Origin of the sequence: Sulfidibacter corallicola, from assembly GCF_017498545.1 — a bacterium.
GTDB classification, from domain to species: Bacteria; Acidobacteriota; Holophagae; order Acanthopleuribacterales; family Acanthopleuribacteraceae; genus Sulfidibacter; species Sulfidibacter corallicola.
In genome coordinates this window covers 9757956-9782674 of record NZ_CP071793.1, presented here as the reverse complement: position 1 = coordinate 9782674, position 24719 = coordinate 9757956, and the positions used below count along the sequence as shown (strand labels likewise).

Sequence of the window (24719 nt, the reverse complement as noted above, 5' to 3'; positions counted from 1 at the left end):
GAGTACCTCCTGTTAGATTTTCCGAGCGAACTCGGTTGACAGGATTATCGGAGCAGCCGTTTGGTTCCGTTGTTTCGAGACCGACCATTGCTGTGTCGTAATTGCGACATTTTTCATCGAAACGCCTCTTTCCGCAGTGAGAGAATCGCCTCGAAAGCCAACCGTTGCGCGGTGGATTGGCCATAAATCTCGAAAAATCGAGTCAGGCGAGGAGGGTTGATGTCGCGCGAAAAATAAGATGAAACCGTGAGTTCGCCTACTTTTTTTTTATTTTCACGATCCAAGAAGTGGCCGCACCGCTCGAGCTCCGGGTCGGGAGTTCGGGAAACAAGGAAGCCCGTTCCAGATCGATGGGCGGGATACCGGTAGGATGTCTGTCCAGGTTTTGGGTCGTTCGGTTCGGCTTCTTCAGTGCGATGTTGGCTCTGGGCAGGGTCACGGCTTTGGATTTGGTGCCGCGTGATTCCCATCGAGCGCTCCAGGGCACCATGACTTGAACGATCCGTGTAGCTGGTTGATATTCAGTGAGTTATATGTCAGTGATCTCCGTGTGATCAGTAGTGGAAATGTTTTTGCCCTGGAAAACCGGCCAGATTGGGCTTGGAAACGCCACCGGGAGGCGGTGTTCTCGCCCTGCTCCTTAGTGGATCGTCCCCTCCGAGTCCGCCCCATCGAACGAGCTACAATTCTGGTCCGATGCGGGCTAGAATTTGTTCCAGTTTTTTGCGGAGCCCTGTATGGAATTGCTGCTCTCCTACAATTCGGTCGCCAGCCTGGCCGCGATCCTCCTGGGAAGCGTCCTGACCATCTTCCTGCTCCGCATCAAGCACAAGACTGCCAGCACCTGGCTGTTGACGCTGGTTTTCGGCCTGTTCACCCTCGTCATGGCGGACGCCTTCGTCATGCTGAGCGTGCGAGCGTCCTGGACTCGGTTCGGCGTCTACCTGCTCTTTTTCCTCGACATCATCCTGACCCTGCTCATCCAGTTCGCCTATCGCTTTCCACGCAACGACCACCCGGTGGAATCCAACGTCGTTCTGGTGGTGACGGGTCTCAATGCGCTCGTGATCGCCGTGTTGATCCCCAACGCCGTGCACCTGGACGCCGACGGTTGGGTCCAGGATTTCAGCAAGGTCCTGGTGTCGTTGCTCTACGTCCAAGTGATTCGCCTGGCTCAGTACCTGTGGTTCCTGGTCATCTGGGTGCGCAAGATGCTCATCCTCGAACCGCGAAACGGCGGTCGGTCGGCGCTGGCCCGCTGCGTGTTTCCCCACACCCGTCACGGCAAATCCGTCCGGGCGTTTTTCGTTGCGTTTTTCATCGGCCTGTTCATGTGGCCGACCCAGCTCATGGTTCAGTTCCGCATCATCTCCCAGGCACAACAGAGCTTCATCTTCATCGTGATGACCCTGTTGCTGTTCTCGGTGTTCTTCATTATCTATATTAATTACATTCCCGAGCAGACCAGCTTCCTGGACAAGCTGGTGGGCATCACGCTGCTCCTGCTGCTCACCACCATCACCTTCATGGGGTACCTGACCTGGAGCGAGACTTTCGGCATCTATCGCTCGGATCGCCTGGAGGACGTGGCCGCCAGTCACCGTGCCGTCATCGAGGAGCGGCCCGACATCTTGCCGAAAACGGTGAGCTACGTGGTTTCCCGCTCGCACGTACAGGACGGCTATCTCGACGATTACGAAGTGTTCGCGGCACCGGACAAACACTTCGATCTGGAACAGTTGCGGCGTTGGGATCGCGAGACCATGACGCGGATGAACTGGTACTGGCGGCTGAACCTGCGGTTTCTGCAGGGATTCTCCAGTGACCTCGCCGGCAGCGAGGCCGAAGTCCAGGCCGCCCGCACGCTTTCCACGCTGATGCGGCGCGAGGAGCGCATGGCCGATCTCCATCTGGTCAATCTGGCGGACCACTACTTCTGCTATCGCTTCCTTCACGGGCAACGCATCTACGAGGTGGGCTTCAGCCACCTCCACTTTCGGCGTTTCATGAATCACGGCAGCTCGCGCCAGGCGTTGGCGATGGTGATCTTCACGACCGTCCTGCTGCTGCTGTTCCCGCACCTGCTGCAAAACGCCGTGGTTCGGCCACTGGACAACCTGCTCACCGGCGTGCGTCAGGTGAACCACGGTGAATGGGACGTGCGGGTCCCGATTCACGCCTTCGACGAGATCGGCTTCCTTTCGGACAACTTCAACAACATGGTGCAGTCGATTCGCCAGGCTCGGGAACAGCTCCACGCCAACGCGACCACGTTGCGCGAGCAGAACCTGGCGCTGTCGCAGTTGGATCGCCTGAAGAACGAATTCCTGGCGAACACGTCCCACGAGCTGCGCACGCCGTTGCACGGCATCATCGGCTTGGCCGAATCGCTCAAAAGCGGCGTGGCCGGGCCACTCCCGGAGAAGGCTCGCCAGGACTTGAGCATGATCTCCTCCAGTAGTCGGCGGTTGGCGTCGCTGGTCAACGACATCCTCGATTTCTCCAAGCTGCGCAACCGCGATTTGGAACTCCAACGCACGCCGGTCGACTTTCAGGTCCTGACGGATGTGGTGTTGCGCATCGCCACGCCGTTGGTGCACGGCAAGAAGCTGGAGCTGATCAACGAGGTTCCGCCCGAAACCCCGGCCGTGTGGGCCGACGAGAATCGGTTGCAGCAGATCATGATCAACCTGGTCGGCAACGCGATCAAGTTCACCGAGCGCGGCTGGGTTCGGGTGGAGGCGGTGCGCGACAAGGAACGACCCGACATGGTCGAGATCCACGTGCGCGATACGGGCATCGGCATCGAGCCGGAGAAGCACCAACACATCTTCGAATCGTTCGAGCAGGCCGAGGGGTCGATCGAACGGGAATACGGCGGGACCGGCTTGGGGCTGGCCATCGTCAAGCGCCTGGTGGAGTTGCACGGCGGCAAGGTCTGGGTTCATTCCCAGAAAGGGGAGGGGGCCACCTTCGGGTTCTCGCTGCCGATCAGCCAGAAGCCCGGCACCTTCAGCGGGAACCGGGAGGCGCAGCCGGCCACGTACGATCGCGATCGATCCACCTCGCTGTTGCGACCGCTCGAACAGGACGACACGCCGAAGGAGAAGACGATTCCGCCGATCGCGGGTGAATTCACGATCCTGGTGGTCGACGACGAAGCGGTCAACCGTCAGGTGTTGGTGAACCAACTGACCCTGGCCAATTACCAGGTGGTTCAGGCGACCTCCGGCCGCGAGGCGCTGGAACTGGTGGACGAACACCCGCCGTTCGACCTGGTGTTGTTGGACATCATGATGCCGCGCATGTCCGGTTACGAAGTGTGCCGCGTCATTCGGGGTTCGTTTTCCGTGCGCCAGGTGCCGGTCATTTTCCTCACCGCCAAGAACCAGGTTTCCGATCTGGTGACCGGTTTCAGCGCCGGTGCCAACGATTTTCTGACCAAGCCGATCAGCCGGAGCGAGCTGATTTCGCGGGTGAACCTGCACCTCTACATGAAGCGGTTGACCGAGAAGAACCTGCGTCAGGAGCGGGAGCGGGTGCTGCTGGAAGCCGAAAACGCGCGCAAGAGTCGCGAGTTGGCGGAGGCGCGGCGGCTCCAGTTGTCGATGTTGCCGGCGGAGATACCGCGCATGGCCCAGGTCGACCTGGCGGTGTTCATGAAGCCGGCCACCGAGGTCGGCGGCGATTACTACGATTTCAAGGCCGAGGGCGCGCAGCGGCTGTGGATCGCGTTGGGTGACGCGACCGGGCACGGCCTGCACGCGGGCACCATGGTCACGGCGGCAAAGAGCCAGTTCATCGCGCTCGCCGGTCGCGACACACCGCGCGATTTTCTCTACCGCGCATCCGACGGGCTGGCGTCCATGGGCTTCGAGGGGCTCTACATGGCGATGACCTTCGCCGAGTTGGATCAGAACCGGCTGACCCTGTCTTCGGCCGGCATGCCGTTCCCCCTGGTCTATCGCGCCGCGACCGATTCGCTCGAAACCCTGGAGCTGCAGGGCTTGCCGTTGGGGACGGGGCTCGAGGCGAATTACGATCAGGTGAGCGTCACGTTGAATCCGGGCGATACGGTGTTGATGATGAGCGACGGGTTGGAGGAGATGTTCGATCCCCGAGACGAAATCCTGGGTCCGGGCGCGGTGGCCGAGGCCTTCTCGCGGGTGGCCTCCAAGGCGCCCCAGGAAGCGCTGGAGGCGCTGATCGAATCCGGGAATCGATGGGCCCAGGGCCAGCCCCCGCAAGACGACGTCACGTTGCTGGTCCTCAAGATGAGGTAGCCGGGCCGCAGGCCCGGCGGTATCTGGGACCGGGGGTATAGCCAACCGTTCTCGATCCAGGCAATGGACGGTTCACTACAAAAAGTGTTGGCTCGGATTCCCCAGACGGGTCGCGGCACCAGTGTCATGTCGATTCTGGGCGACTGGTCGACACCTTTCCCTAGGCGAACACGATGCCGGACGAGTTTCAACAGATCGGCCAGAGTCTGCAGGAATGATCGTGCCTGAACGAGATTAAGCTGGAAAAACCGGTTGAGTTGAATGCTTTTTGATGGTTTTATTCGTCAAATAAGAGTCTTATAAACCTTGAAATGACTCTGTTTGGTGTTTGTATGACGATGTTTCAGCTTCGTGTTCTAGCTATTCCCTTTGTGCTTTGGGTTCAATCAGGCTACCTAGTGCTCGGTTATTCTGAGTGGGAACCGAATCTGCACGGGTTACCGGTATTCTTCCTCGACAATCGAGATGAGGCGAAATCCGGGCACCACCTTTTCCCCAACGAACGTGCCGAAGCGCTGTTGCTCGGCTTGACGGATCGCCCGATCCGGATCCTCAGCGATGGGCTCTATATCGAGAGCGAGGCAACGAGACGTAACGAGGTGGAGAATCGAGTCCTTTGGCGACCAATTGCCTCCGAAAAACGCTCAAAAAGCATGTCGCCGAACGTCGTTTTTCCCGGAGCCGGTTTGGTGAATTTCTATTCCGGTCCCCGCGAACGCTGGCGGACCGGATTGGTCCCTCACCAGGGGTTGGTGTTCGAACAAGTCTGGCCGGGAGTGGATGTCACCTTCGAAATACGCGACAATCGCTTGTATCAGAAATGGCGAGTCCGACCCGGCACTACCGGTCGATCCTGGGCCTTCGATCTGGGCGCCGAAGCGCTGAAATCGAACGCTGAAGGCTCTTTGGAGGCCACGTTCGAAAGTCGCCGCCTGGTCATTCCGAAGCCACGCGCATGGCAAGGAAGCGGCACGGCACGCACCGAATTGAAACTGTCTTTCGAGGTGCAAGAGGGTCGCTACGCCGTCGTGCGGGTGGAGGGTGGCGATCCCGAAACGGGCTGGGACATCGACTTCGGCTTGAACTGGTTGCATCTGTTCGGAGGTCATGGCTCGCCCGATCCCATTCAGAACATGGTGTGCGATGGGGACAGGTACTGCTTCTTCCTGGCGACCGCGGGCACTTGGGAATCGGTCACCCTATCCAAATGGGACACCCAAGAGCGGCGCTTGGTCTTTTCTTCCCGTTTTTCCGGGTTGGTCGGCAGCGAAGGAACCGCTCTGACGCTTACATCCGATGGGGATCCCATTTTCTCCACCAGTCTCTTTTTTGGAGAGCACCCCACCGCGAGCGGCGGTTACGACACCCGCTCGGGTAGCGGGGATTTTTACATAGGCCGCCTCGATGGAGAGACCGGCAGATCCGTGGCCGGCACCTACACGGGCGAAGAGGGCGAAAGCTGGACCGAACACCTGGCTCTCGACATTCTCGAGTTGGCAGATGGCCGAATCGCACTCACCGGTTGGACCCAGCGAGAAGACTTTCCCGTGACCGACGACGCGTTCGATGGGACTTTCAACGGCAGCCGGGACGCCTTTTTGGCGATTTTCGACAAAGATTTTACGGATCTCCAATACAGCACCTTCTTGGGTGGCATCTCGAACGACCATGGCGTGGCGTTGGCTCTCGACGAAGCGGAGAACCTGGTCGTCTTGGGCAGCACCCGTTCACACGATCTACCCACCACTTTTGGCGTCCTGTCCGAAGACGCACTGGGAGGCACCGACGGGTTTCTCGCGAAATTTTCTCCCGCAGAACATCGCTTCCTCTGGATGACCTACTTTGGAGGATGGGACGAAGAGGTTCCGGGCAACCTGATCGTCAATCGAGAAGGCCTATTCGTGGTGGGAACCACCAGGTCACCGAATTTCCCGACGACTACGGATGCACTCGGACAGCAGCTTTCCGGGATTTCGGATGGGTTTCTCATGCAGCTATCGGGAGACGGAGACGCACTGATTCACGGCACCTTTCTGGGGGGTTCGAGAAATGACGGGATACAGGACCTGCACCGGGACGTAGGTGGTCGGCTATGGCTTTGCGGAACCAGTGAGTCCGACGACTTTCCGGTCACCGCCAACAGCGTTCAATCCCAGAGGGACGGTGGAGAAGACATCTGGTTCGCACGGTGGGATCCCGCGGTCAAACATGTCGACTACGCCTCCTACCTGGGGGGCGTGAACGCGGATGATCCGGCAGGCATCGCCGCATTGGGTTCCGGCCAGGTGATTCTCGCGGGTGGCACCGCATCACGCGACTTTCCGGTGACCGACGATGCCGAGGATTTGTTTCTGGAAGGCAGCAGTTCGGGATTTGTCAGTCATGTGGATGTGGTTCGAGGAACGCTGGGCTACAGCACCTTTCTGGATCAATCTGGTTGGGACACCATCGTAGACCTCGAACAGGACGCATCCGGTATGTTGATCGCGGCTGGTTTGACCGATTCGGCCTTCTTTCCGGTCAGCGACCATGCACCCGACCCTACCTTTCTCGCACGAAGCGTGGAAGCATTCGTGATGCGTTTCGACCCCACGACGGGTGAGCCGCTGTTCACCACCTTTTTGGGCGGAACCCTGGACGAAAAAGTCGCGGGCATCGATTTAGACGATCGTGGCACCCTGTATCTCGCCGGTTCCACCGCTTCGATCGATTTCCCCGTGACCGCCGATGCCGCCTTTTCCACTTTGCAACACCCACGTGCTGGATTCTCGGCCAAAATCGATCCCGTGACAGGCACGCTTGGCTTCAGCACCTACCTCCCCCCGGGCAACGATCCCGATAGCTTCGGATTTGAACCACGCGCTCTGGCTGTGGATCCGAGCGGCCGAACCTGGCTGACCGGCGGCACCAGCCAACGGGGCCTGCCGACCACGGCCAACGCCTTCGATTCGGCGTTCGAGGGAGAAGCCGGCGAAGTCTACCTGTGCGCCCTCAGTGCCGATGGCACCGAGTTCGAGTTCGGCTCCTACCTGGGCGGCAGCGAGGACGATGCATCGCACGACCTGGCCTTGGACGCTCAGGGAGGGCTCTACGTGGGAGGTGTCACTTGCTCGACGGATTTCCCGGTAACGTCGGGTGTCTTCGACGAAAGCTACAACGGGGATTGCGACGGTTTCCTGGCCAAGGTTTCCATCTCTGACGGGTCCCTGCGCTTCGCCACCTATTTGGGGGGATCGGAGCACGACGTCTTGAAGGCCATGGCTTTGGACCGCAACGATCGACCCGTGCTGGCGATTCGAACGGCAACGACCGAGCTCCCCGCAAGTGCTGCGGCCTTCAGCCAGGGACACCCCTACAGCTTCTTTCACACCTACGTGGGCAAAATAGATCCGAACGGATCGGAAATCACAAGGGGTACCTATCTGGGAAGCATCGTATTGAGTGAATATGCCGATGCGAACCTCCTCATGGGCCGGGAAGATCGCATTCTCTTGGTCGGCCGTGCCGATGGTTGTAATCCACAATTCACACCGGGTGTACCCTTTCCCTCTAACTGTGGTTTTTTAACGTTTCCATCAATCCTGACCCACCTACGCGCCGACCTGTCCGACTTGATCTACGCAGGTTCGGTTCCTGCGGGTACCTGGGTTAATAGTGCCGTCTGGGACGGAGATGACACCTATTACATAGCCGGTTCGAGCGCCCTACCCGAAACCCATCCCCTTTTCCCAGGAGAACCGAGCCTCGGTCGCGGCATCGCCGACGGTTTGGTGGCCTCCATGGATTTGGGCTGCATTCCGCCCTCGTTGTCTGGCAATGCCCCAACCAGCGTGTTGGATCTGGTCCAGGTGATCACGGATGAGGGGCGCTGCCCCGACGGAGTGACCTGCCCTGGCGACTGGCGAAGAGACGGCACCATCCAATACGGCGATTTTTGGATCCTATTTCCCTATTGGGCCAAGGAGTTCTGTCCATGAGCGCAACGCGATTTTTTCACATGTCGGAGACTTCTACGGACTTGCAAACGACCATCCCGATTTCTGCGGCAGGGACCGGACAACGGTCGAGGCGTGCGATAGATGTGGGTTCTCTTTGTTTGTCCTGGCGACGTTTGGCCGTGATGGCCCTGATTTGTTTCGGAAGCCAGGCAGGGTTGGCGGCCATCGAGATCAGGGGCCAAATCCCGGATTTGTATATGGACAATCGACACAACCAGGCTTCCCCGCTTTTGTTTACCGTGACCTGGGACGATTTCGCGGATGCCGATGTCGCGAACCCCGTCTACCTAAGACTTCGCATCATCCGGAACGTGGTGCTCAGTCACACGCTGGTCGATATCGACGACCCGGAGAACGGTCGCGTTCATCGTCCCATTTTCTTGCCGTTGTTCCTCACGAGCGGCGCCGTGACCGATCAAATCGCCGCCCCTCCGGGAACCCTCTCCATCGTTCGTTGGGTTGCCGGTGAAGGCGAAATCTGGCTGCGCGTCCAGTCCTCGAGCAGCGAATGGATCCAAACTGGTGGCGGAACCGAGCCGCCGACCCGCTTTCAAACCATGTCGTTTTCTTTGGGCATTGCGGCCTCTCAATATTGGGCCCTGTATCAACCTCTGTATGCAGAGGGCAGGGCCAATTTACCGGCACCCACTCGCGATCCCGAGGGCAGAACGCGGGCGGATGCGGTCTCGACCCAGATCTGCGTGGATGTCACCCAAAGCAGCCTGCAACCGGAACCGGCACCGCCCTCACTGAGCCAACTCCAATTCTTGCCGAACACCTACAATTCCGAAACGGTTGGCATTACCACGGCCCATAATACTTCGGACATTTTCTTGGGGACATGGACCCCTGTTGCATTTTCAAATGATACGGTTATCGGCACAGCGCGGGAATTGAACGTCGGGTGTACCTTCGATGCAATGCCAACCACCCCCACGCAGGTATCGCTCTGTCCGGATCAAGCCAATCCCGACGGCTTGTATCGCTTGGAGAACCACATGGATCTGCTGGCGGGCTGCGCTTCGCCGTGGGGGTTCCATCGCGGCTCTACCTTTGCCGTCCATCTGCCCAGCCAAAGCGATTACGGCTTCCCGATCTTGTTGCAGGACGGTGAACCCGTGGATGCCGTCGCCGAATCCGGCCGGCCCGACACCGTGCTCGTCGACCCCCGAGCCCTGCAGGTGGACCTCGAAACCAGCCAGGCCTATGCCGAGGCCAACAGTCTGTTCACCCTGGGTGATCGTCTGTTCAGCCGCACGGCGGAGGTGGCCACCACGGGCGCGGGAACTTCCGGGCTGCAAAACGCAAGGCTTGACCTTGCCATTTGGACCGATGGCGACCAGCCGGCCACCGATGTGGTGGTCAGGGTGATCGTGCGGCCATCCAATCGCGACGACAACGCCGATCCGGACCCCGATTTTTCCGGTCCGGATCAGGCTCTCTTCTGTGGCCCGCTGCTGAGTCAGCCTCTGATTCGAGAATGGTCGCCAGGCGGCTTCCTGGCCTGCGGCTTCGTTTCGATGCCGGACCCCGCATTGCGCGAACGCGTCCTGGCCGAGTTCGATCAGGACCGGGACGGGCAGCTCAGTTTGGCGGAGGCCGACCGCATCGAGCGCCTGGACGTATCGGCGTTCGACATCGTCGATCTCACCGGTGTTCAATCCTTTCGCGCCCTGCGCGAACTGGACGCGGCCCAAAACCTGATCCGCATCTTACCCGACCTGGACGGCCTGACCGAATTGGCTCGGGTCAACCTGGCCGGTAATTGTCTCGAGGAAGTGTCGGCCTTCGTCACTCATCCTTTTCTCGGCAGTGGCGGCGATCACGCGCTGGACTTGTCGCACAATCGCTTGAACGATTTCGATATTGCGGTGTGCGGCGATCTCGCCTCACTCACCGACCGTTGGTCCGAGGGCGGTGGGACTCTGCGTTACGGGCCGCAGGGCGACTGGTTTTTCGGGTCGACGACGCAACGTTGGGTGAACGGCTCGTCCGGGGTTCTCGATTGGGTCACCTGGGTCAATCGCGCCAATGGTGTGGTGGCGCCGTACGAGGTGTGCCCGTGAAGCGTCGCACGCGTTTTTGTGTTGAGAACGCCACGCCGAGGCGGCATGCCAACGGCATGAGCCATCTTCGAACCTCCTCGACGGATGGGGCTCCAATTCCGGGGTCGGATAAATCCAAAGTCTCGAGTCGTTCTCGGCTGTTCGTCGCCTTTCTCTTCTCGACCCTACCGTTGTTCGCGACACTCGAAACCCGAACCACCGTGAACCCCATTACTTTGGGCTGGAGCTGCGAGGAAGCGGGGATTCTGTTTTTTACCGTGACGAGAGACGATTTCCCCCATGTCGATCCCGCCAACCCCGTCTATCTGAAACTTCGGCTCGACCACGGTGCACGGCTGGGCAAGACCCTGGTCGACATGAACGTTCCGTCACAAGGTCGGGTAAACCGACCCATCTACCTGCCAATCCATTTCGGTAACCAGCAAGGTGGCATCATCGAAAGGGTGGTGGCCCCGACCGACACCCTCTCGATCTTGCGATGGGTCGCGGGAGAAGATACCGTGTGGTTGCGCATTCAGAGATCCACTCGGCTATGGATCGAAACCGGAATCGGCATCGAAGCCCCGAGCCCAGGCTCCGAGGTTTCTTTCTTGATCGGGATTTCGGCGGAGGAGTCTCGAGATCGATACCTGGAAGATTTCGAGAACGGTCGGTCCAACCTACCCTTCGCCACCCGTGAGCCTGCGAGCACCGGTTCCGATACCGGGAATGCCGTTTCGACGCTGTGCTGTGTGGACTTGAGCCAATCGAACTTGGAGGGACTTCCCGCCCAACAAGATCTCAGTGGCCTCAACATCCGAATGAGCGCCTTCCAAGACAGGGATGTGGACCCTACGACGCTGGCGAACCCGAGTCAGATCGCCGGTGGCTCCCTCTACCCCCTCTTTGCAAGTCATGACATCTTTATCGCTCGCGGTGTCCAAGGAAATTGTACCTTGTCGCCGGAGCTTTCTCCATTTCTCTCGGTCCCTGTCTGCCCCGGTGACCAGAGCGGGGTGGTGCGTGTCCAAAATCGCTATGAAACCGAAATCCAGTGCGATCAAAGAAGAGGAGCTGACCGGGACTCGCGTTTTGGATTTACAGCACCACCCGGAGCCGAGTTTGGTTTTCGTGTGCTGACCGACGAAAACGGCCAGATGCTCGATGCTTCCGAGATATCCGGTCGCGAGGGGACGGTTCTTTTGGCCCCTGACGCGTTGAGGCACCTATCTGGCCGGTTTAGCGTCCCCTTCGCCGATCTGGAGGCAGGGACGATACGAGTCGGCGACTTGATTCTTGCCCGGAACGCGGAGGTCTTGTACCTCGATTACGGTTGGGTCGAGGACATCACCTTGGCGATTACCCTGGATGTACCTGGGAACGCGACAGCGGGTCTGATCGACTTGGACGTCTATGCCGTTCCGACCGTACGGAGCGATGGATCCCAAGCTGAGCGGGAATGTGGTCCTTCTTGGCTGGAGATTCGCGATTTCTGGCGTGTGGGCCATATCGAAATCTGCCCTGATCCGAGTCGGTAGTCCTTCCCTTTCGGTTTGGGTGTAGCACGCAATGATGGAACACACGCTACCAGCTCATCGCTTGCTCGTCTTCCAGTACCGTCCCTATCACCCAGCCCGCCAGAAATCTACCTGAAACCTGAAGCCTGATACCTGACGGCGTGGGGGGCCGCTTTTCGAATTTTTCGAAAAGCGGCCCCCCGCTGTTGTAGAATGAGGCGTCTTTTGCCAAAACGGTCCCGATCGTACCTCACGGTTCACCTGGTGTGAGCCCGTGTCTTCATTTCTCTGCCCAGAGACCCCCAACCCCATCGCCGCGTCACCGGGGATGGTCAAAAGACAGCATGTGGATTGGTCTCCGTACGATCGCGACCCATCAATGTATCCCACCTGAGGTTTTGAGGAGCTTAACTTGAGGCAAAATATGATCTACCGATTGACCCTGCTCGTGTTGCTGTGTCTTGCGCTCGCGTGTAATCAAGGGGGCGGCCAGACGTCCGGGACGGACGACCAGACCCAACCCGCATCCGACACGGCATCGAAAACCAAGTCCACCGAAGGCTTGAGCGCGGAGCGCAAGAACATGTACATCGAGGTCACGCTCACGACCGATGTCGCGAAACTCACCGAGAACCAGCGCAAGATGATTCCGCTTCTGGTGGATGTCGCCAAAATCATGGATCGCCTGTTTTGGGCCCAATCCTACGGCGACAAACAGCAACTGCTCGAAAGCATCGAGGATCCCGACGTCCGTCGCTTCGCCGAAATCAACTACGGCCCCTGGGATCGTCTCATGGAAAACGAACCCTTCCTGCCCGGCGTGGGTCCGAAACCGGACGGCGCCATGTTCTATCCCGCCGACGTCACCAAGGAAGAAGTGGAACAGGCCGACGAAGCCGTCCGCGGTCAGTACACCATGGTACGTCGCAAGGAAGACGGCAGCCTGTACGCGATTCCCTACCGCGAATTCTTCAAGCAAGACATCGAGATGGCCGCGGCCAAGCTCGACGAGGCCGCCGCACTGGCCGAGGATGCCGGCCTGAAGCAGTACCTGACCCTGCGGGCCGAGGCGTTGCGCACCGACGACTACCTGGCCTCGGACATGGCCTGGATGGACATGAAGACCAATGCCATCGATTTCGTGGTCGGCCCGATCGAAAACTACGAAGACAAGCTGTTCAACTACAAATCGGCGCACGAGGCCTACATCCTGGTCAAGGACATGGAGTGGAGCAAGCGCCTCGAGAAGTACGCGGCGCTGCTGCCCGAACTGCAGGCCGGCATTCCGGTCGAGGCCGCCTATAAGAAGGAAAAGCCGGGAACCGACTCCGACCTCAACGCCTACGACGTGGTCTACTACGCCGGTGACTGCAACGCCGGGTCGAAGACGATCGCGATCAACCTGCCCAACGACGAACGGGTTCAGCTCGAGAAAGGCACGCGCCGCCTGCAACTCAAGAACGCGATGCGCGCCAAGTTCGACAAGATCCTGGTCCCCCTGGCCGACGTGCTGATCGACGAAGGCCAGCGCAACCACATCACCTTCGATGCCTTTTTCGCCAATACCATGTTCCACGAAGTGGCCCACGGCCTGGGGATCAAGAACACCATCGACGGCAAGGGCACCGTGCGCGAAGCACTCAAAGAGAAGAGTTCCCCGATCGAGGAAGGCAAGGCGGACATTCTCGGCCTGTACATGATCGGCGAATTGCTGAAGAAAGGCGAGCTGGAAGGCGACATCAAGGACTACTACGTCACCTTCGTGGCCGGCATCTTCCGGTCGATGCGGTTTGGCGGCGCCAGCGCCCATGGCCAGGCCAACATGCTGCGCTTCCACTTCTTCATGGAGCAGGGTGCCATCATGCGCGATGCGCAAACCAACACCTACAAGGTCGATTTCGAAAAAATGCCGGCAGCCGTCGCGGCCCTGAGCCAGAAGATCCTCAAGCTGCAGGGTGACGGCGATTACGAAGGCGTCACCCAGTGGTTTAAAGAGAAGGGCCACATTTCCGATGACCTGAAAAACGATCTGGCGCGCGTGGCCACCGCCGGCATCCCGCGCGACATCGTGTTCAAACAAGGCACCGAGGTGCTGGGACTCAACCCGCAACCCTGATCGGTACCATCGACCAACCCAAACGGGGCTCCCTTGCGGAGCCCTTTTTTGGTTGCGGTGCCCACGTTAGCGCGATGCACCCCCGGTCTCTCGCGGGACACGCATACTTCGGAGAAACATATCCGTTGCCCTGCGTGGCGTTTCGATGAGCTTGCCAGGATTCGGACGAATGATCGGTCCCGTTGTCCGGGGAGGCCGAAGATCTGCCGTTGGCTGTCGCTCTTGCCCTTGTGGGTTGCGTGCACGCTGGACGGATTCGGTTTGGGCGGCGTTTCAGGTGCAGGCGGTCCCGATGGGATCGAAAACGGTGGCTCCGAAGGGCGACCCGTGCCGTTGCGCTCCGCCAACCGGGTGACGGCCGGGTGACCGGCGGTGAAGGCATGCAACTACAAAAAACCATTGTATCTGCGAACAGACTGGCTAAGATCTGGGGTGGAAGTGGGCGGTGGCTGGTGCCATCCGCGGTCTTCAAAACCGTGGGTTTCAGAGGTGCTCTGGAACGGTGGGTTCGATTCCTGCGCACTTCCGCCAGCGGTCCTTCGGGTGTTTGTCCCGCGGTCTCCCGTACGCTTTTGGATGCACGGGTTCGACCACGGCTCGAATGGGCCGATCCATCGCCGATATGCCACGAAAGGTCGAAATGAACAAAAAATTCGGGCTCCTTCTACTCGTCATCGCCTTGTCGACCCTCGCCTGTGGAAAGAAGGGCCCGCCTCGGCCCCGTGAAACCCAGGTCGATCTGCCCCAACACCACAGCGACGTGGTGCAGCCGGGAGTGACCGCCGATGCCTGACACCCATCCGCCGCGACCTCGCCTCGATTTGTGCCTGGCCACTTCCCTCGATGGCAAGATTGCCGAACACGAGGGTGCCGCGCCCAATTTCACGTCGCGATTCGATCGGGAAAAACTGTTCCGGCTGCGTGCCGAATCGGACGCGCTCTTGGTGGGGGCCAACACCGTGCGCCAAGAGGAATTGGCGCCTTTGATCCGGACGCCGGAGCTGGCCGCCGCGCGCGCGGCGCAGGGCAAGCCGCCCCATCCCGCCGTGGCCATCCTGACCCGCTCCCTGAATCTGCCCTGGGACAGCCGTTACTTTTCGGAGCGCCAACAGGAGATGTTCATCCTGACCGAACGCGTCGACGAGGCGACTCGTGCCCGGATGGAGGGCCTCGGTCTCGCCTGGTTCGAATCGGGATCGGAGGATGCCCTGCGATTTGGACTCGCCCGCATGTACGAAGCCGGCATTCGGCGCGTGCTCGCCGAGGGCGGGGGGACCATGGTTCACGCGTTGTTGTCGCGGGGCCTGGTGGATCGCTTCTACCTGACCTTGGCGCCGGTGGTTTTGGGCGGTATCGATGCGCCCAGCCTGTGTCGTGGGCCGCGTTTGGTGCCGCGCGCCGATTGGGTGCTCGAGGACTGCCAGAACGTCGATGGCGAGCTGCACCTGACCTATCGCGCCCGGCGCGACGGGACCGCGGATTGATCGGTCGGAACGAACCCGGCTTCATTGCGCTCGAAGCGCGTGAAGCGATGGGTCGCCAGCCCGGTCCTCACACCGGCGTTTCGGGCCCGACCGAGCCTTGACGGCGGCCTGCGGTTCAAGCTCAACTGCCAAGGCGGTTTCTGTAAGGCAAATGCTTGTAGCTGCTTAACCGGCTTTTAGTCGTCAATACCGGAAACCTGAGAATGGTGGGAATGCTGCTCCCATGGTCAATGTTATGGCAAAGTAGAAACGACGCTCGCCCATGGGCCGGACGGAGAAGGCCCGGTGGCGTCTGCCAAAACGCCCTGTATTCAAGTGATTTCATGAAAAAACACCTTTTCATCGTGTTCCTTTTGACATTGAGCGGCATGCTACCCAGATGTGCTCGCGAACCCGTCGACCCCAAACCCAAATCGGTACATGCCATGATGTGGGAGGAGATCGAGGCGGAGGCTTTGGGGCAGGTCGTTCGCTTCAGCGTGTGGCGCAGCGATCGGCAGGTGATTCGGTATTTGGAAGAGTTTGTCGCGCCTCAAATGAAGACGCGCTACGGGGTGCGTTTGGAGATTACTCGGCACGACGCGTTCGATTTGCGCGAGGCCCTGCTGGCGCGCAGTCGCGGAGAGGGTGCCCGTATCGAGGCGGACCTGCTTTGGACCAGCGTCGATACCTTCCGCTACCTCAAGGAACGAGATGTGTTGGGCGGCCCGATCGGTACCAAGTTACCCAACGCGGCCCTGATCAACTGGCCGCAGTACCTGAAGAAGCTCGATTGCCAGAATGCGATGAACGGCTACGCGGTGCCTTGGGGGCACGGTCACCTGACCATGGTGTACAACCGCGACCGGGTTCCGGAGCCCCCCTCGGGGCGCGCCGAGCTGGCCGCCTGGATTCGCGCCAATCCCGGCCGGTTCACCTTCGACACGAGCCCACTGGGCATGCGCCTGATGCACGCCTGGCTGGTCGATATGGCCGGCGGTCCGCCCGCGGTATCCGGTGACTTCGATGCCGATCGTTACGAGGCCGTGAGCGACAAGATGTGGCACTTCTTCGAGGAATTGAAGCCGTTTTTGTGGCAGGAAGGGCGCATGTTCCCCAAGAACATGGCGGAACTTCACGACCTGTACGCCCGTGGCGAGGTCGACATCACACTCGCCGGAAACCTGTCCGAGGCACAGGGCCATATTTTGCGCGGCGAATTCCCGCAATCCAGCGAGTGTCGGGTCTGGCCCTGTCCTGCGGCCCAGTGTGCCCATTACCTCAGTGTCGCCCGCGATTCCCATGCCGTGGCCGGTGCCCTGGTCACCCTGAACTTCCTGCTTTCCAAGGAAGCCCAACTGGAAAAGTTGAAACCGAACGTATGGGGCGACGAAACGGTTCTGGACATGGAAGCGTTGCCTCGCGTCTGGGTGGATCGTTTTACCGCGATCCAGACCATGGGCGGTGTGGTGCGTCCGATGGGGATCAGTTCCTATGCCGGCGGCCTGGCCATGGAGTACCGCGCCAGGCTGTGCGAGGAATTTGTCGAGCGTTTTCGGTAAAACCCTTAGGCATTGCGTAACTTGTTGAAATTAAATATATTGGTGGGAACTGTCGCGCTTCGGTCTTTTTATGAGTGAAAGGTCGCGGTGAAAGGGACGACGGGTGCCCACCATTTTGAGTTCAGGTGTTGTGGATATGGATGTAACCGCGGAAATACGGAAGTTGGAAGAGAGCCATTTGGTTTCGGAGGTTCGTGGTTCGGCGGCCAGGCTCGGCGCACTGCTGGCGGAGGATTTCGTGGAGTTCGGCAGTTCCGGGCGGGTGTGGCAACGGGCGGAAATCATCGACGACGTGGTGTCGGAAGAGGAAGAACCGGGTGTCGCCCGTTTCATCAGCGACTTCATCGCCAAGCGCTTGGCGGAAAACGTGGTGTTGACCACCTATCGCTGCACGCGGCGGTCGCCATCGGGAGAGGTTCGGGTTTCGCTGCGCAGTTCGGTTTGGCGCAAATCCGGCGAGGGTTCCTGGCAAATGTGCTTCCACCAAGGCACCATGGCGGCACCTCCGGTGGATCCCGACCTGGCCTAAGCAGAATGACGGGGTTCCATTCAGGCTGGTGTGACTGCGGATTTTCACCACTGAGGTCACAGAGGAAACGGAGTGATACCGTATTTAATGTAAATTGTTTGGTTATGAACTAATAGTATTTTAAGTTTGGGTTTTCAGAAAATTATACAGACTTTTGTTCATAGCGCTGAACTTATGAAAAAAATAGACTGAATGTTTGCGAGTGACCTTGGCGCTTTTTAAACGTCATGATTTAAATGGTTTATGGCTTATGGCCTTCTGGTTCGACTCCTCGGTGAGCTTCATGGAAACCGCCCGAGCCTTTTTCCCGCTTGGGTGATGTCGTTTTCCCCAGTCTTGGTGCTTTTCTCCGTGAACTCTGCGAACTCGGTGGTAATAAAAAATCCTACGATAAAGATCCCCGCTCCTATGGAGATATCTCCCTCCAAAAAGAACGAAAAAAAGGGATCCGGATTCGGATCCCTTTCATGCAGCCGCGCTTTTTGTAAAGCGTATTCGGAAAAAAGTAGAAGATGTGGAATTACACGTACTTGGAGTAGTATTCGACGATCAGTTGTTCGTCGATTTTTTCCGGGATCTGGTCGCGTTCGGGAATCGCTACCAGCTTACCGGCAAATTTTTCGCGGTCGGACTCGATGTACGGCGGAACCATGGAGATCGGGCAGTAGTCCAGGGACTGTTGGATCTGCGCGTTCTGCGTCATTTTTTCTTTGAGGCTGATGACCTCGTCGACGCGAACTTCATAAGAAGGAATGTCGACCTTCTTGCCGTTGATGAGGACGTGACCGTGATTCACCAACTGGCGTGCAGCCCAAATGGTGCTGGCGAAGCCGAGACGGTAAACCATGTTGTCCAGACGGCGCTCCAACAGTTGAAGCAATACGTGACCGGAAACGCCCTTGCTGTTGAAGGCGCGTTTGACGTAACGGCGCATTTGTTTCTCGAGAATGTTGTAGCGGAAGCGAAGCTTCTGCTTCTCTTCCAAACGCTTACCAAACTCGGACTTTTTGCCGCGACGCGTTTTGGGACCATGCTGACCCGGAGGGTTCGGACGACGCTCCTGGATGCCGTGATACTTCGGTGACCGGAAATATACTTCTTGGAACCGGCGCATCATGCGCGCTTTGGGTCCCGTGTAATTAGCCATGCGGAATCTCCCTTTTTTCCTTATCAAGTGGCGTCGAACTTGGTCGAACGCACAGAACACCGTTTATACCACGAGTGTAAACCTCTCGACCACCCCGAAATCGAGCATGCGCCGATGTTTTGCACCCACCCGCCGGCGATGCCCGATTCGCGCTTCTACACCACGGGGAGATCGATGATCATGCGCGTGCCGCGCGGCTGGTTGTCCTCGATGCGAATGGACCCGTCGTGGTCTTCGACGATGCGTTTGACGATCGCCAGCCCCAGCCCGGTGCCCTTGGGTGATTTGGAGAAATAGGGAATGAAGAGCTTGTCCTTGTCGTGGGCGGGCACCCCGACACCCTGGTCGATGACGCTGAGCGTGACGGTCCGCCCGTTGCGACGCAGACAGACGCGAATGTCACCGGGTTCCCTGGAGGCCTGTGCGGCGTTTTGGATCAGGTTGTTGAGGACCTGGCGGATCTGGGCCGCGTCGCAACGCATCTCCACCGGGCCGTCCCCGGGCAGGTCGGGCACCACGTTCAAATCGGGATAGACCGGATCGTAGGTTTCACAGACGCTGCGGATCAGCTCTTCGAGGCGGGTGTCCTTCTTTACCGGACTGGGCAGTTTGGCGAAGGTGGAAAACTCGTTCACCAGGTCCTTGAGCAAATTGGTTTCGCTCATGATCGTTTCGTAGGCCGAGGCGATCGCCTTCTTGAGATCGGGTTTGTCCTGCTCGGCCTTGCGCTGGATGCGTTGAATGCTCAACTGGATCGGCGTGAGCGGGTTCTTGATCTCGTGGGCGATGCGCTTGGCCACCTCGCGCCAGGCCGCCACCTTCTGGGCGTTGACCAACTGGGTCAGGTCTTCCAGGACCAGGAGCGAGCCGTAACGGGTCTTTTCGTTCTTGAGGGCCACGATGGTGACCGACACGGTGTTGTGTTTCAGGTGATGCCGATCCGGGATTTCCAACTGGGCGGTCACCGTGGCGAACGCTTTGTTCTGGTGCTCGTGCCAGCGATCCAGCAGGGCCCGATGGCGCTTGTCGTCCAGGACCTCGGAAAGCAGCGTACCCTCGACCAGTTGCGCCACGTCGAGGATGTCGCAGGCGGCCGGATTGAAGGTTTGCACCTTGCCGTGTTCGTCCGTGGACATCAGGCCCGCACTGGATTTCTCCAAAATGGTTTGGCTGTATTGGATGTGCCCGTGCAGCTCGGCGTTGATCGCCTCCAAATCCGTGGTCTTCTGTTGCAGTTCCTCGCGATTGCGTTTCAGCGTGCGGGTCATGGAGTTGAAGGCGCCGGCGACGTTGTCCAGCTCGTCCCCGGTTTGCAGCGTGATTTGGGTGTCCAGGTTGCCGCTGCTGACCTTTTCTGCGGCACTGATGAGCACGTTGAACGCCGACATGAAGTTCTTGGAGAAGGCCATGCCGATCCAGATCCCCAGGAAGATGACGACCATGGTGGTGACCAGCAGGATGGAATTGTTGAGGCCGCGCACTTCGTCGGTTTCCTTTTGGGAGTGGCGCAGGAAGGCGTAGCTGTCGCGGATATAGAGGAATCGCGCGGTGAACGGGGTCTGCTTGCTGTAGACCAGGTGCACCGCCCGGTTGCCTTCCACATGGCGAAAGCGCGTGATCAGCAGGCCGTCGCGGTAGAGGGCCGGCTCCTGGCGTTGCTCGTTTTCGTCCAGGCCGGCATCGATGTGCTCGATATCGAAAAAGCGGTCGGGCCCCGCCGTTTCCTCCGCGCGGATTTGTAGGTCCGGCGGGAAGTCGCTGGCGAACACCCGGCTTTCCAGCGAACCGTCGCGGTACAGTTCGGCACCCTGCAGCGAGAAGTCGTCCAAATAGGTGCGGATGTCGCGCTCGCCGCCCTCGCGATGGAGCTGAAGGATCTTGGGCCCGTGTTTGAGGTGGAGTTTCTGGATTTCGGCCAGGTACTCGCGACTCAGGGCTTCGCTGTTGTTGATGATTTTGCCCACGTTGGTGTCGATGACCAGGTTGACCAGGATGTCGTCCAGAAAGCGGGTGGCCAGGAAGAAGATGATCAGGCCGGGCGCCAGGGTGAGTGGCAGGATCGACAGGATCAGCTTGGTGCGCAGGCGAAAGCCGGTGGTGCGCGATTTGCGGCCCAGGTACAGCTTGACCAGGTTGCGCGAGATGACGAAGAACAACACCAAGAACAGCAGAATGTTCAGGGGTTTGAGGATGTTGATGATCAGACTGGCGGCGGCGGTCGTCTTGGCGTAGACGAACAGGTGCCAAAACAGCACCGCGATCATCAGCAACAAAAAGGTGAACAGCAGGTTGAGCCAGCGGCGATCCATGGCGCCTCGTGATGTGGGTGGTGGTGACGCGACTTATAAAGTGTACGCGTACACAAAAATTACTTTAGCGGGCTTGGCAGGCCGTGGCAACCGGGGCGAGGTCTCAGCCCACGGCGAGCCCCGATTGTCGAGGCATCTCCTAGACCGCCCAGGGGATCGGTGCGTCCCAGCGGTTCAGGACTTCCTTGCCGATGGTGACTTCCACGCGCTGACCGACCAGCGATTCGGGCGCATCGAGCGGTACCTCGATGTAGTTGTCGGTCAGGGCCGACCGCGTTCGTCCGCCGAGCGGTTTGTTGACCACGATGGCTTGGCGGGTCTGACCCACGTGTCGCGCGTAGTGCTCGCGTTTGCGCCGTTCCGAGAATTCCCGCAGCAGGCGCCCTCGATTGCGCGAGATGCGGCCGTTGACCTGTTCGCCGAATTTCGAGGCGGCGGTGCCGGTGCGGTTGGAGTACGGGAAGACGTGCAGGTAGTCCATGGGAATCGATTCGAGGAAGGCGACCGTGCTCTCGAACTCCTCCTCGGTTTCGCCAGGGAAGCCGACGATGACGTCCGCACCGAGACAGATGTCGGGCATGGCCTCGCGCAGTTTTTCCACCCGGTCGCGGTACTGCCCGGTCTTGTAGATGCGGCGCATGCGGCGCAGGGTGCGGTCGTCGCCGGCCTGAAGCGGGATGTGCAGGTGGGGGACGATGCGTTCGCTGGCCGCGATCAGGTCGATCATCTCGTCGGGGATCTCGGGCGAGTCCAGCGAGGAGATGCGTACCCACAGGTCCAGGTCGGTTTCCTCGAAGGCCCGCAGCAGGTCGGTCACGTGTTTGCGCGGGCGGAAATCGCGGCCCCAGGTGCCGATGTGGATGCCGGTCAGGACCACCTCGCGAATGCCGTTTTCGGCCAACAGGCGGAACTGGGAGAGCACGTCGGGAATCGGAATCGAGCGATTGTTGCCGCGCACGTAGGGAATGATGCAGTAGGCGCAGCGCAGATTGCAGCCGTCCTGGATCTTGACGAAAGCGCGGGTCTTGGCCTCGAAGCGGTCCAGCAGGCGAAACTCGGCGGGCCGTTTTTCCATGATGTCGTGCGGTTCTTCGGATACCCGGCCCGCGCCGCGGTAGGCCGAGACGATCGGGGCCACATTGTATTTGTCGACGTTGGTGGTCACCAGGTCGATCTCTTCCATGGCGCGAAGGTCGTCGGTTTTGGCCTGGGCGTAGCAGCCGGTGACCACCAGGAACCCGTTCGGGTTGTTCTTGCGGAACTTGCGGATCAGGTTGCGCGATTCCGCATCGCTCTTGTTGGTGACGGTGCAGGTGTTGAGGATCACCAGGTCGGCGTCCATCCATTCGCGGCAACGGCTGAAGCCCGCGCCCTGGAGTTCGGAAGCCATGACCTCCGAGTCGTAGTAATTGAGTTTGCAACCCATGGTGTGAAAGGCGAATGTGGGTTGGACCTGCTCGCTCATGAGAACCCCTGACACTGAACTGACCGCACGGCGAAGGCGCGCAAACCTGTCATTATACATGATTCTGTGCGTCAAGTGCCTCATGAGCGATACCCGGTTCGGTACCGGGTCGGTGGTGTCCGCCCCGGTCTGCAGGGTTCGAGCGGATCATACGCCGTGGTGAACTCTCCGGCTCTGCCTGACGATCAACGTTCGCGCTTCGGGGGAAACACTGCTTGGCACTAAATGTTGTAATGCGTTTTGGAGATAGAAAGTTCCGATACTTTTTCGGGAGGCCCATTCGCTGAGCAGATCCTTGGTGGAATGGTCTCCCATGTTTCGGTGCCCCGTCCGAAGCGGCACCTCTTCGCGCTCACCTGCAGGGTTTCTTTGCAGGAAATCGTGTTCGTAATGATCGCGGCTTTTTCCGGGTCGGCGAAGTACGTAGCTCTCTCTCGGCTCGACGATGTTCAGCTCCTGCAAATATTTGTACAGGGGACCGCTTCCAATTTCGTGCTTCGCCTCCAGATCATAGGGATCGCGGATGTCCCCACCGCGATGCACGAAATAGAATCGGTTTTCCCGGAACCATTGCCACAGGATCAGCTTTTTTAGCGAGTCCGTGATGACGGCGATCTGTTCAGCGTCCAGCCGGGGAATTTCGATGGGCGGAGGCATGTAATTGTCGGGGTTTCTTTTGATGTAGCCCAGCATGGTCGAGGCCAGGTCCATCCCATATGGATTGGTGTGGCCGTTGTAATCGTTGACCATCACCACCCGCTCACACAGCTCTTGGGCCAGAAATGCATCGTTTTCCCATTGGTCCAGGTATTCGCGCGTCGCTTCCGCGTAGGCATCGGCGATTGCCACGATGATGCGCTCGGAAAGCATTTCCAGGTTGTTGAAAATGTCCTGATTGCCGGCACCGTGTTTTTCCCACGAGGCAAAACCGTCCTGTATTTTCTTTTGAAGCCGTTCGTGAAACGGGGCAACCACCACGCCGGCCGAAGCATTGAATGTCCGTGTCCAACCCTCGGCGAGAATTTGCCCGGTAGCTGTGCCGTGATCTCCTTTTCCCGGTGTGTTGGGCTTGGCGACCAACTTATATCCACCTTTGCCATCGGCTTCGATGTTGAGTCCCTCTTCGGTCGAATCTTTGCCCGACGTTTTGAACCACTGACCGGAATGCGCATTGAGCACGTGCAGCAACGGAATCGTCACGAAATTGGGGAAGACCGAGCCGAGAATCCCGACCACCATGTGTCTGGCGAGGTTGTTCTGGGCCTTCTTGCTTTCCATCTCCTGCTGGATCGCGGTGTCATGGCGACCGCGTACCTCTCTCATGATTCGCGTCAGGGTACCTTTGAAGGATTCCAACCGACTTGGGACATCCAGGTGTACATGAAAGGCGCTCCTGAGATTACTCAAGGACAGCGTCGTTTTGATCATTTCGAAACCATTGGACGTTCCATCCAGCCCCCAGGGAACCAGAAGACGAATGAACCGCCAACGATCGCCGGGCTGCAGTCGCGCGAGATGGGCGAGGTTGTCTTCTTTGAAGAGGCAGTTCTCGCCGTAGAAAAACTCATGGCCCCGCTTTTTAATCGCGGCGATGACCTGGCTGGAAAGGCCACAACTTGGATCCAAATCGATCAAGGTCCGAGAATATATGGCCTCTTCCCAGATATTCTTGTTCAGGGTCGAGCAAAATTTCCATCGAATCTCTCGAGGAAAACTGTTGAGATGACCCCAGTTCAATTGCCTGATATGGTTGGCGAGATTGGCGTCGAGTCGTGTGATGGCAGTGAGAAACAACTGGTTTTCTTCATGTATCTGCATAGGGGAAGTCTCCTCACATGTAATTGGGGTGACCAGGAATCGAGGCAGCACATCGTACTCGGGGTTTTGACCGACAAGGCCAACCGGCTGCCAATGAGGCGGTCTCTGGTAACCGCTTTGGGCAACAAATACGCCATTCGCCGGTGAAACCGATATGGCCGCGTTAATCTGTTGTTAATGAGCACGTTATATAAACTTGGCCAGGCGGGTTACGGGCCGATGCGCCGGTTTTACCGAGGTTCCCTGCGGCCGATCGTCACTCCGGCAAACACACCTGTAACTGTTGCGGTGTCACTACGTAGCAGGTAGGAAGGGTAGGGCACAGGGCCGACGGTGCGCCGACCTGCCGCGGGGCGGGCTCGGTTTTCTTCTCCCACTTGCGACGACGAATGGTGTCCTTTCTCCAGCGACGTGGTCGTGTGGCCGGGATTATCCTTATCATGAGCGAATACCGCGGTACCGGCGTC

14 protein-coding genes and 1 tRNA gene are annotated in these 24719 nt (G+C 59.0%); 10 read left to right on the top strand and 5 right to left on the bottom strand.

Annotated elements, in window-relative coordinates; all coding sequences use genetic code 11:
* Window positions 1–113: 113 nt before the first annotated feature.
* Window positions 114–470 carry a hypothetical protein gene (locus J3U87_RS29660; protein ID WP_237379413.1) on the bottom strand — a complete coding sequence of 119 codons (357 nt, stop codon included), beginning with the start codon at window positions 468–470 and terminating at the stop codon, window positions 114–116.
* A gap of 267 nt (window positions 471–737) precedes the next feature.
* Here J3U87_RS29660 and J3U87_RS29655 point away from each other — a divergent pair, with 267 nt between their 5' ends.
* The 10 genes from J3U87_RS29655 to J3U87_RS29610 all read left to right on the top strand — a co-directional run bounded on the left by J3U87_RS29655 (window position 738) and on the right by J3U87_RS29610 (window position 17513).
* A complete protein-coding gene (locus tag J3U87_RS29655) occupies window positions 738–4283 on the top strand; it encodes a SpoIIE family protein phosphatase (RefSeq protein ID WP_237379412.1) in 3546 nt (1181 codons plus the stop codon).
* A 689-nt stretch (window positions 4284–4972) separates the two neighbouring features.
* Entirely contained in the window at window positions 4973–8260 is a 3288-nt protein-coding gene (locus J3U87_RS29650) for a DUF7948 domain-containing protein (RefSeq protein WP_237379411.1), read from the top strand.
* Window positions 8261–8478: 218 nt separating this feature from the next.
* Window positions 8479–10347, top strand: a complete 1869-nt coding sequence (locus J3U87_RS29645) for a leucine-rich repeat domain-containing protein (protein WP_237379410.1) — start codon at window positions 8479–8481, stop codon at window positions 10345–10347.
* 500 nt (window positions 10348–10847) lie between these two features.
* Window positions 10848–11864, top strand: a complete 1017-nt coding sequence (locus J3U87_RS29640; protein WP_237379409.1) for a hypothetical protein — start codon at window positions 10848–10850, stop codon at window positions 11862–11864.
* Window positions 11865–12267: 403 nt separating this feature from the next.
* The gene (locus tag J3U87_RS29635; RefSeq protein ID WP_420038334.1) at window positions 12268–13959 is read left to right on the top strand and encodes a dipeptidyl-peptidase 3 family protein; all 1692 of its coding nucleotides are present in this window, start codon (window positions 12268–12270) and stop codon (window positions 13957–13959) included.
* Between the two features lie 434 nt (window positions 13960–14393).
* Window positions 14394–14490 (top strand) — tRNA-Sec (locus J3U87_RS29630).
* Between the two features lie 109 nt (window positions 14491–14599).
* Complete coding sequence (locus J3U87_RS29625) at window positions 14600–14752, top strand: lipoprotein (protein ID WP_237379407.1); 153 nt, start codon at window positions 14600–14602, stop codon at window positions 14750–14752.
* Entirely contained in the window at window positions 14745–15443 is a 699-nt protein-coding gene (locus J3U87_RS29620) for a RibD family protein (protein ID WP_237379406.1), read from the top strand. Before J3U87_RS29625 ends, J3U87_RS29620 begins: the two co-directional genes overlap by 8 nt.
* 323 nt (window positions 15444–15766) lie before the next feature.
* Window positions 15767–16984: an ABC transporter substrate-binding protein gene (locus J3U87_RS29615; protein ID WP_237379405.1), complete on the top strand. Its 1218-nt coding sequence runs from the start codon at window positions 15767–15769 to the stop codon at window positions 16982–16984.
* A 136-nt stretch (window positions 16985–17120) separates the two neighbouring features.
* Window positions 17121–17513, top strand: coding sequence for a nuclear transport factor 2 family protein (locus tag J3U87_RS29610; RefSeq protein ID WP_237379404.1), 393 nt, complete (start codon window positions 17121–17123; stop codon window positions 17511–17513).
* Between the two features lie 520 nt (window positions 17514–18033).
* Here the strand turns inward: J3U87_RS29610 and rpsD are convergent.
* The 4 genes from rpsD to J3U87_RS29590 form a co-directional block, all read right to left on the bottom strand.
* Window positions 18034–18660 carry a 30S ribosomal protein S4 gene (gene rpsD, locus J3U87_RS29605; RefSeq protein ID WP_237379403.1) on the bottom strand — a complete coding sequence of 209 codons (627 nt, stop codon included), beginning with the start codon at window positions 18658–18660 and terminating at the stop codon, window positions 18034–18036.
* A 155-nt stretch (window positions 18661–18815) separates the two neighbouring features.
* On the bottom strand, window positions 18816–20969 hold the full coding sequence (locus J3U87_RS29600) for an ATP-binding protein (protein WP_237379402.1): 2154 nt from the start codon (window positions 20967–20969) through the stop codon (window positions 18816–18818).
* Window positions 20970–21108: 139 nt separating this feature from the next.
* Window positions 21109–22434, bottom strand: coding sequence for a tRNA (N(6)-L-threonylcarbamoyladenosine(37)-C(2))-methylthiotransferase MtaB (gene mtaB, locus J3U87_RS29595; RefSeq protein ID WP_237379401.1), 1326 nt, complete (start codon window positions 22432–22434; stop codon window positions 21109–21111).
* Between the two features lie 147 nt (window positions 22435–22581).
* Window positions 22582–24252 (bottom strand): hypothetical protein, encoded by a 1671-nt coding sequence (locus J3U87_RS29590; protein WP_237379400.1) that lies wholly within the window; start codon window positions 24250–24252, stop codon window positions 22582–22584.
* Window positions 24253–24719 lie beyond the last annotated feature (467 nt).

Bases quoted from the DNA above. Each gene is read 5' to 3' on its own strand.
- rpsD (WP_237379403.1), bottom strand. From the start codon at position 18,660: ATGGCTAATTACACGGGACCCAAAGCGCGCATGATGCGCCGGTTCCAA.
- J3U87_RS29625 (WP_237379407.1), top strand. From the start codon at position 14,600: ATGAACAAAAAATTCGGGCTCCTTCTACTCGTCATCGCCTTGTCGACC.
- J3U87_RS29610 (WP_237379404.1), top strand. From the start codon at position 17,121: ATGGATGTAACCGCGGAAATACGGAAGTTGGAAGAGAGCCATTTGGTT.
- J3U87_RS29635 (WP_420038334.1), top strand. From the start codon at position 12,268: ATGATCTACCGATTGACCCTGCTCGTGTTGCTGTGTCTTGCGCTCGCG.
- J3U87_RS29620 (WP_237379406.1), top strand. From the start codon at position 14,745: ATGCCTGACACCCATCCGCCGCGACCTCGCCTCGATTTGTGCCTGGCC.
- J3U87_RS29615 (WP_237379405.1), top strand. From the start codon at position 15,767: ATGAAAAAACACCTTTTCATCGTGTTCCTTTTGACATTGAGCGGCATG.
- J3U87_RS29645 (WP_237379410.1), top strand. From the start codon at position 8,479: ATGGACAATCGACACAACCAGGCTTCCCCGCTTTTGTTTACCGTGACC.
- J3U87_RS29590 (WP_237379400.1), bottom strand. From the start codon at position 24,252: ATGCAGATACATGAAGAAAACCAGTTGTTTCTCACTGCCATCACACGA.
- J3U87_RS29655 (WP_237379412.1), top strand. From the start codon at position 738: ATGGAATTGCTGCTCTCCTACAATTCGGTCGCCAGCCTGGCCGCGATC.
- mtaB (WP_237379401.1), bottom strand. From the start codon at position 22,434: ATGAGCGAGCAGGTCCAACCCACATTCGCCTTTCACACCATGGGTTGC.
- J3U87_RS29660 (WP_237379413.1), bottom strand. From the start codon at position 470: ATGGGAATCACGCGGCACCAAATCCAAAGCCGTGACCCTGCCCAGAGC.
- J3U87_RS29600 (WP_237379402.1), bottom strand. From the start codon at position 20,969: ATGGATCGCCGCTGGCTCAACCTGCTGTTCACCTTTTTGTTGCTGATG.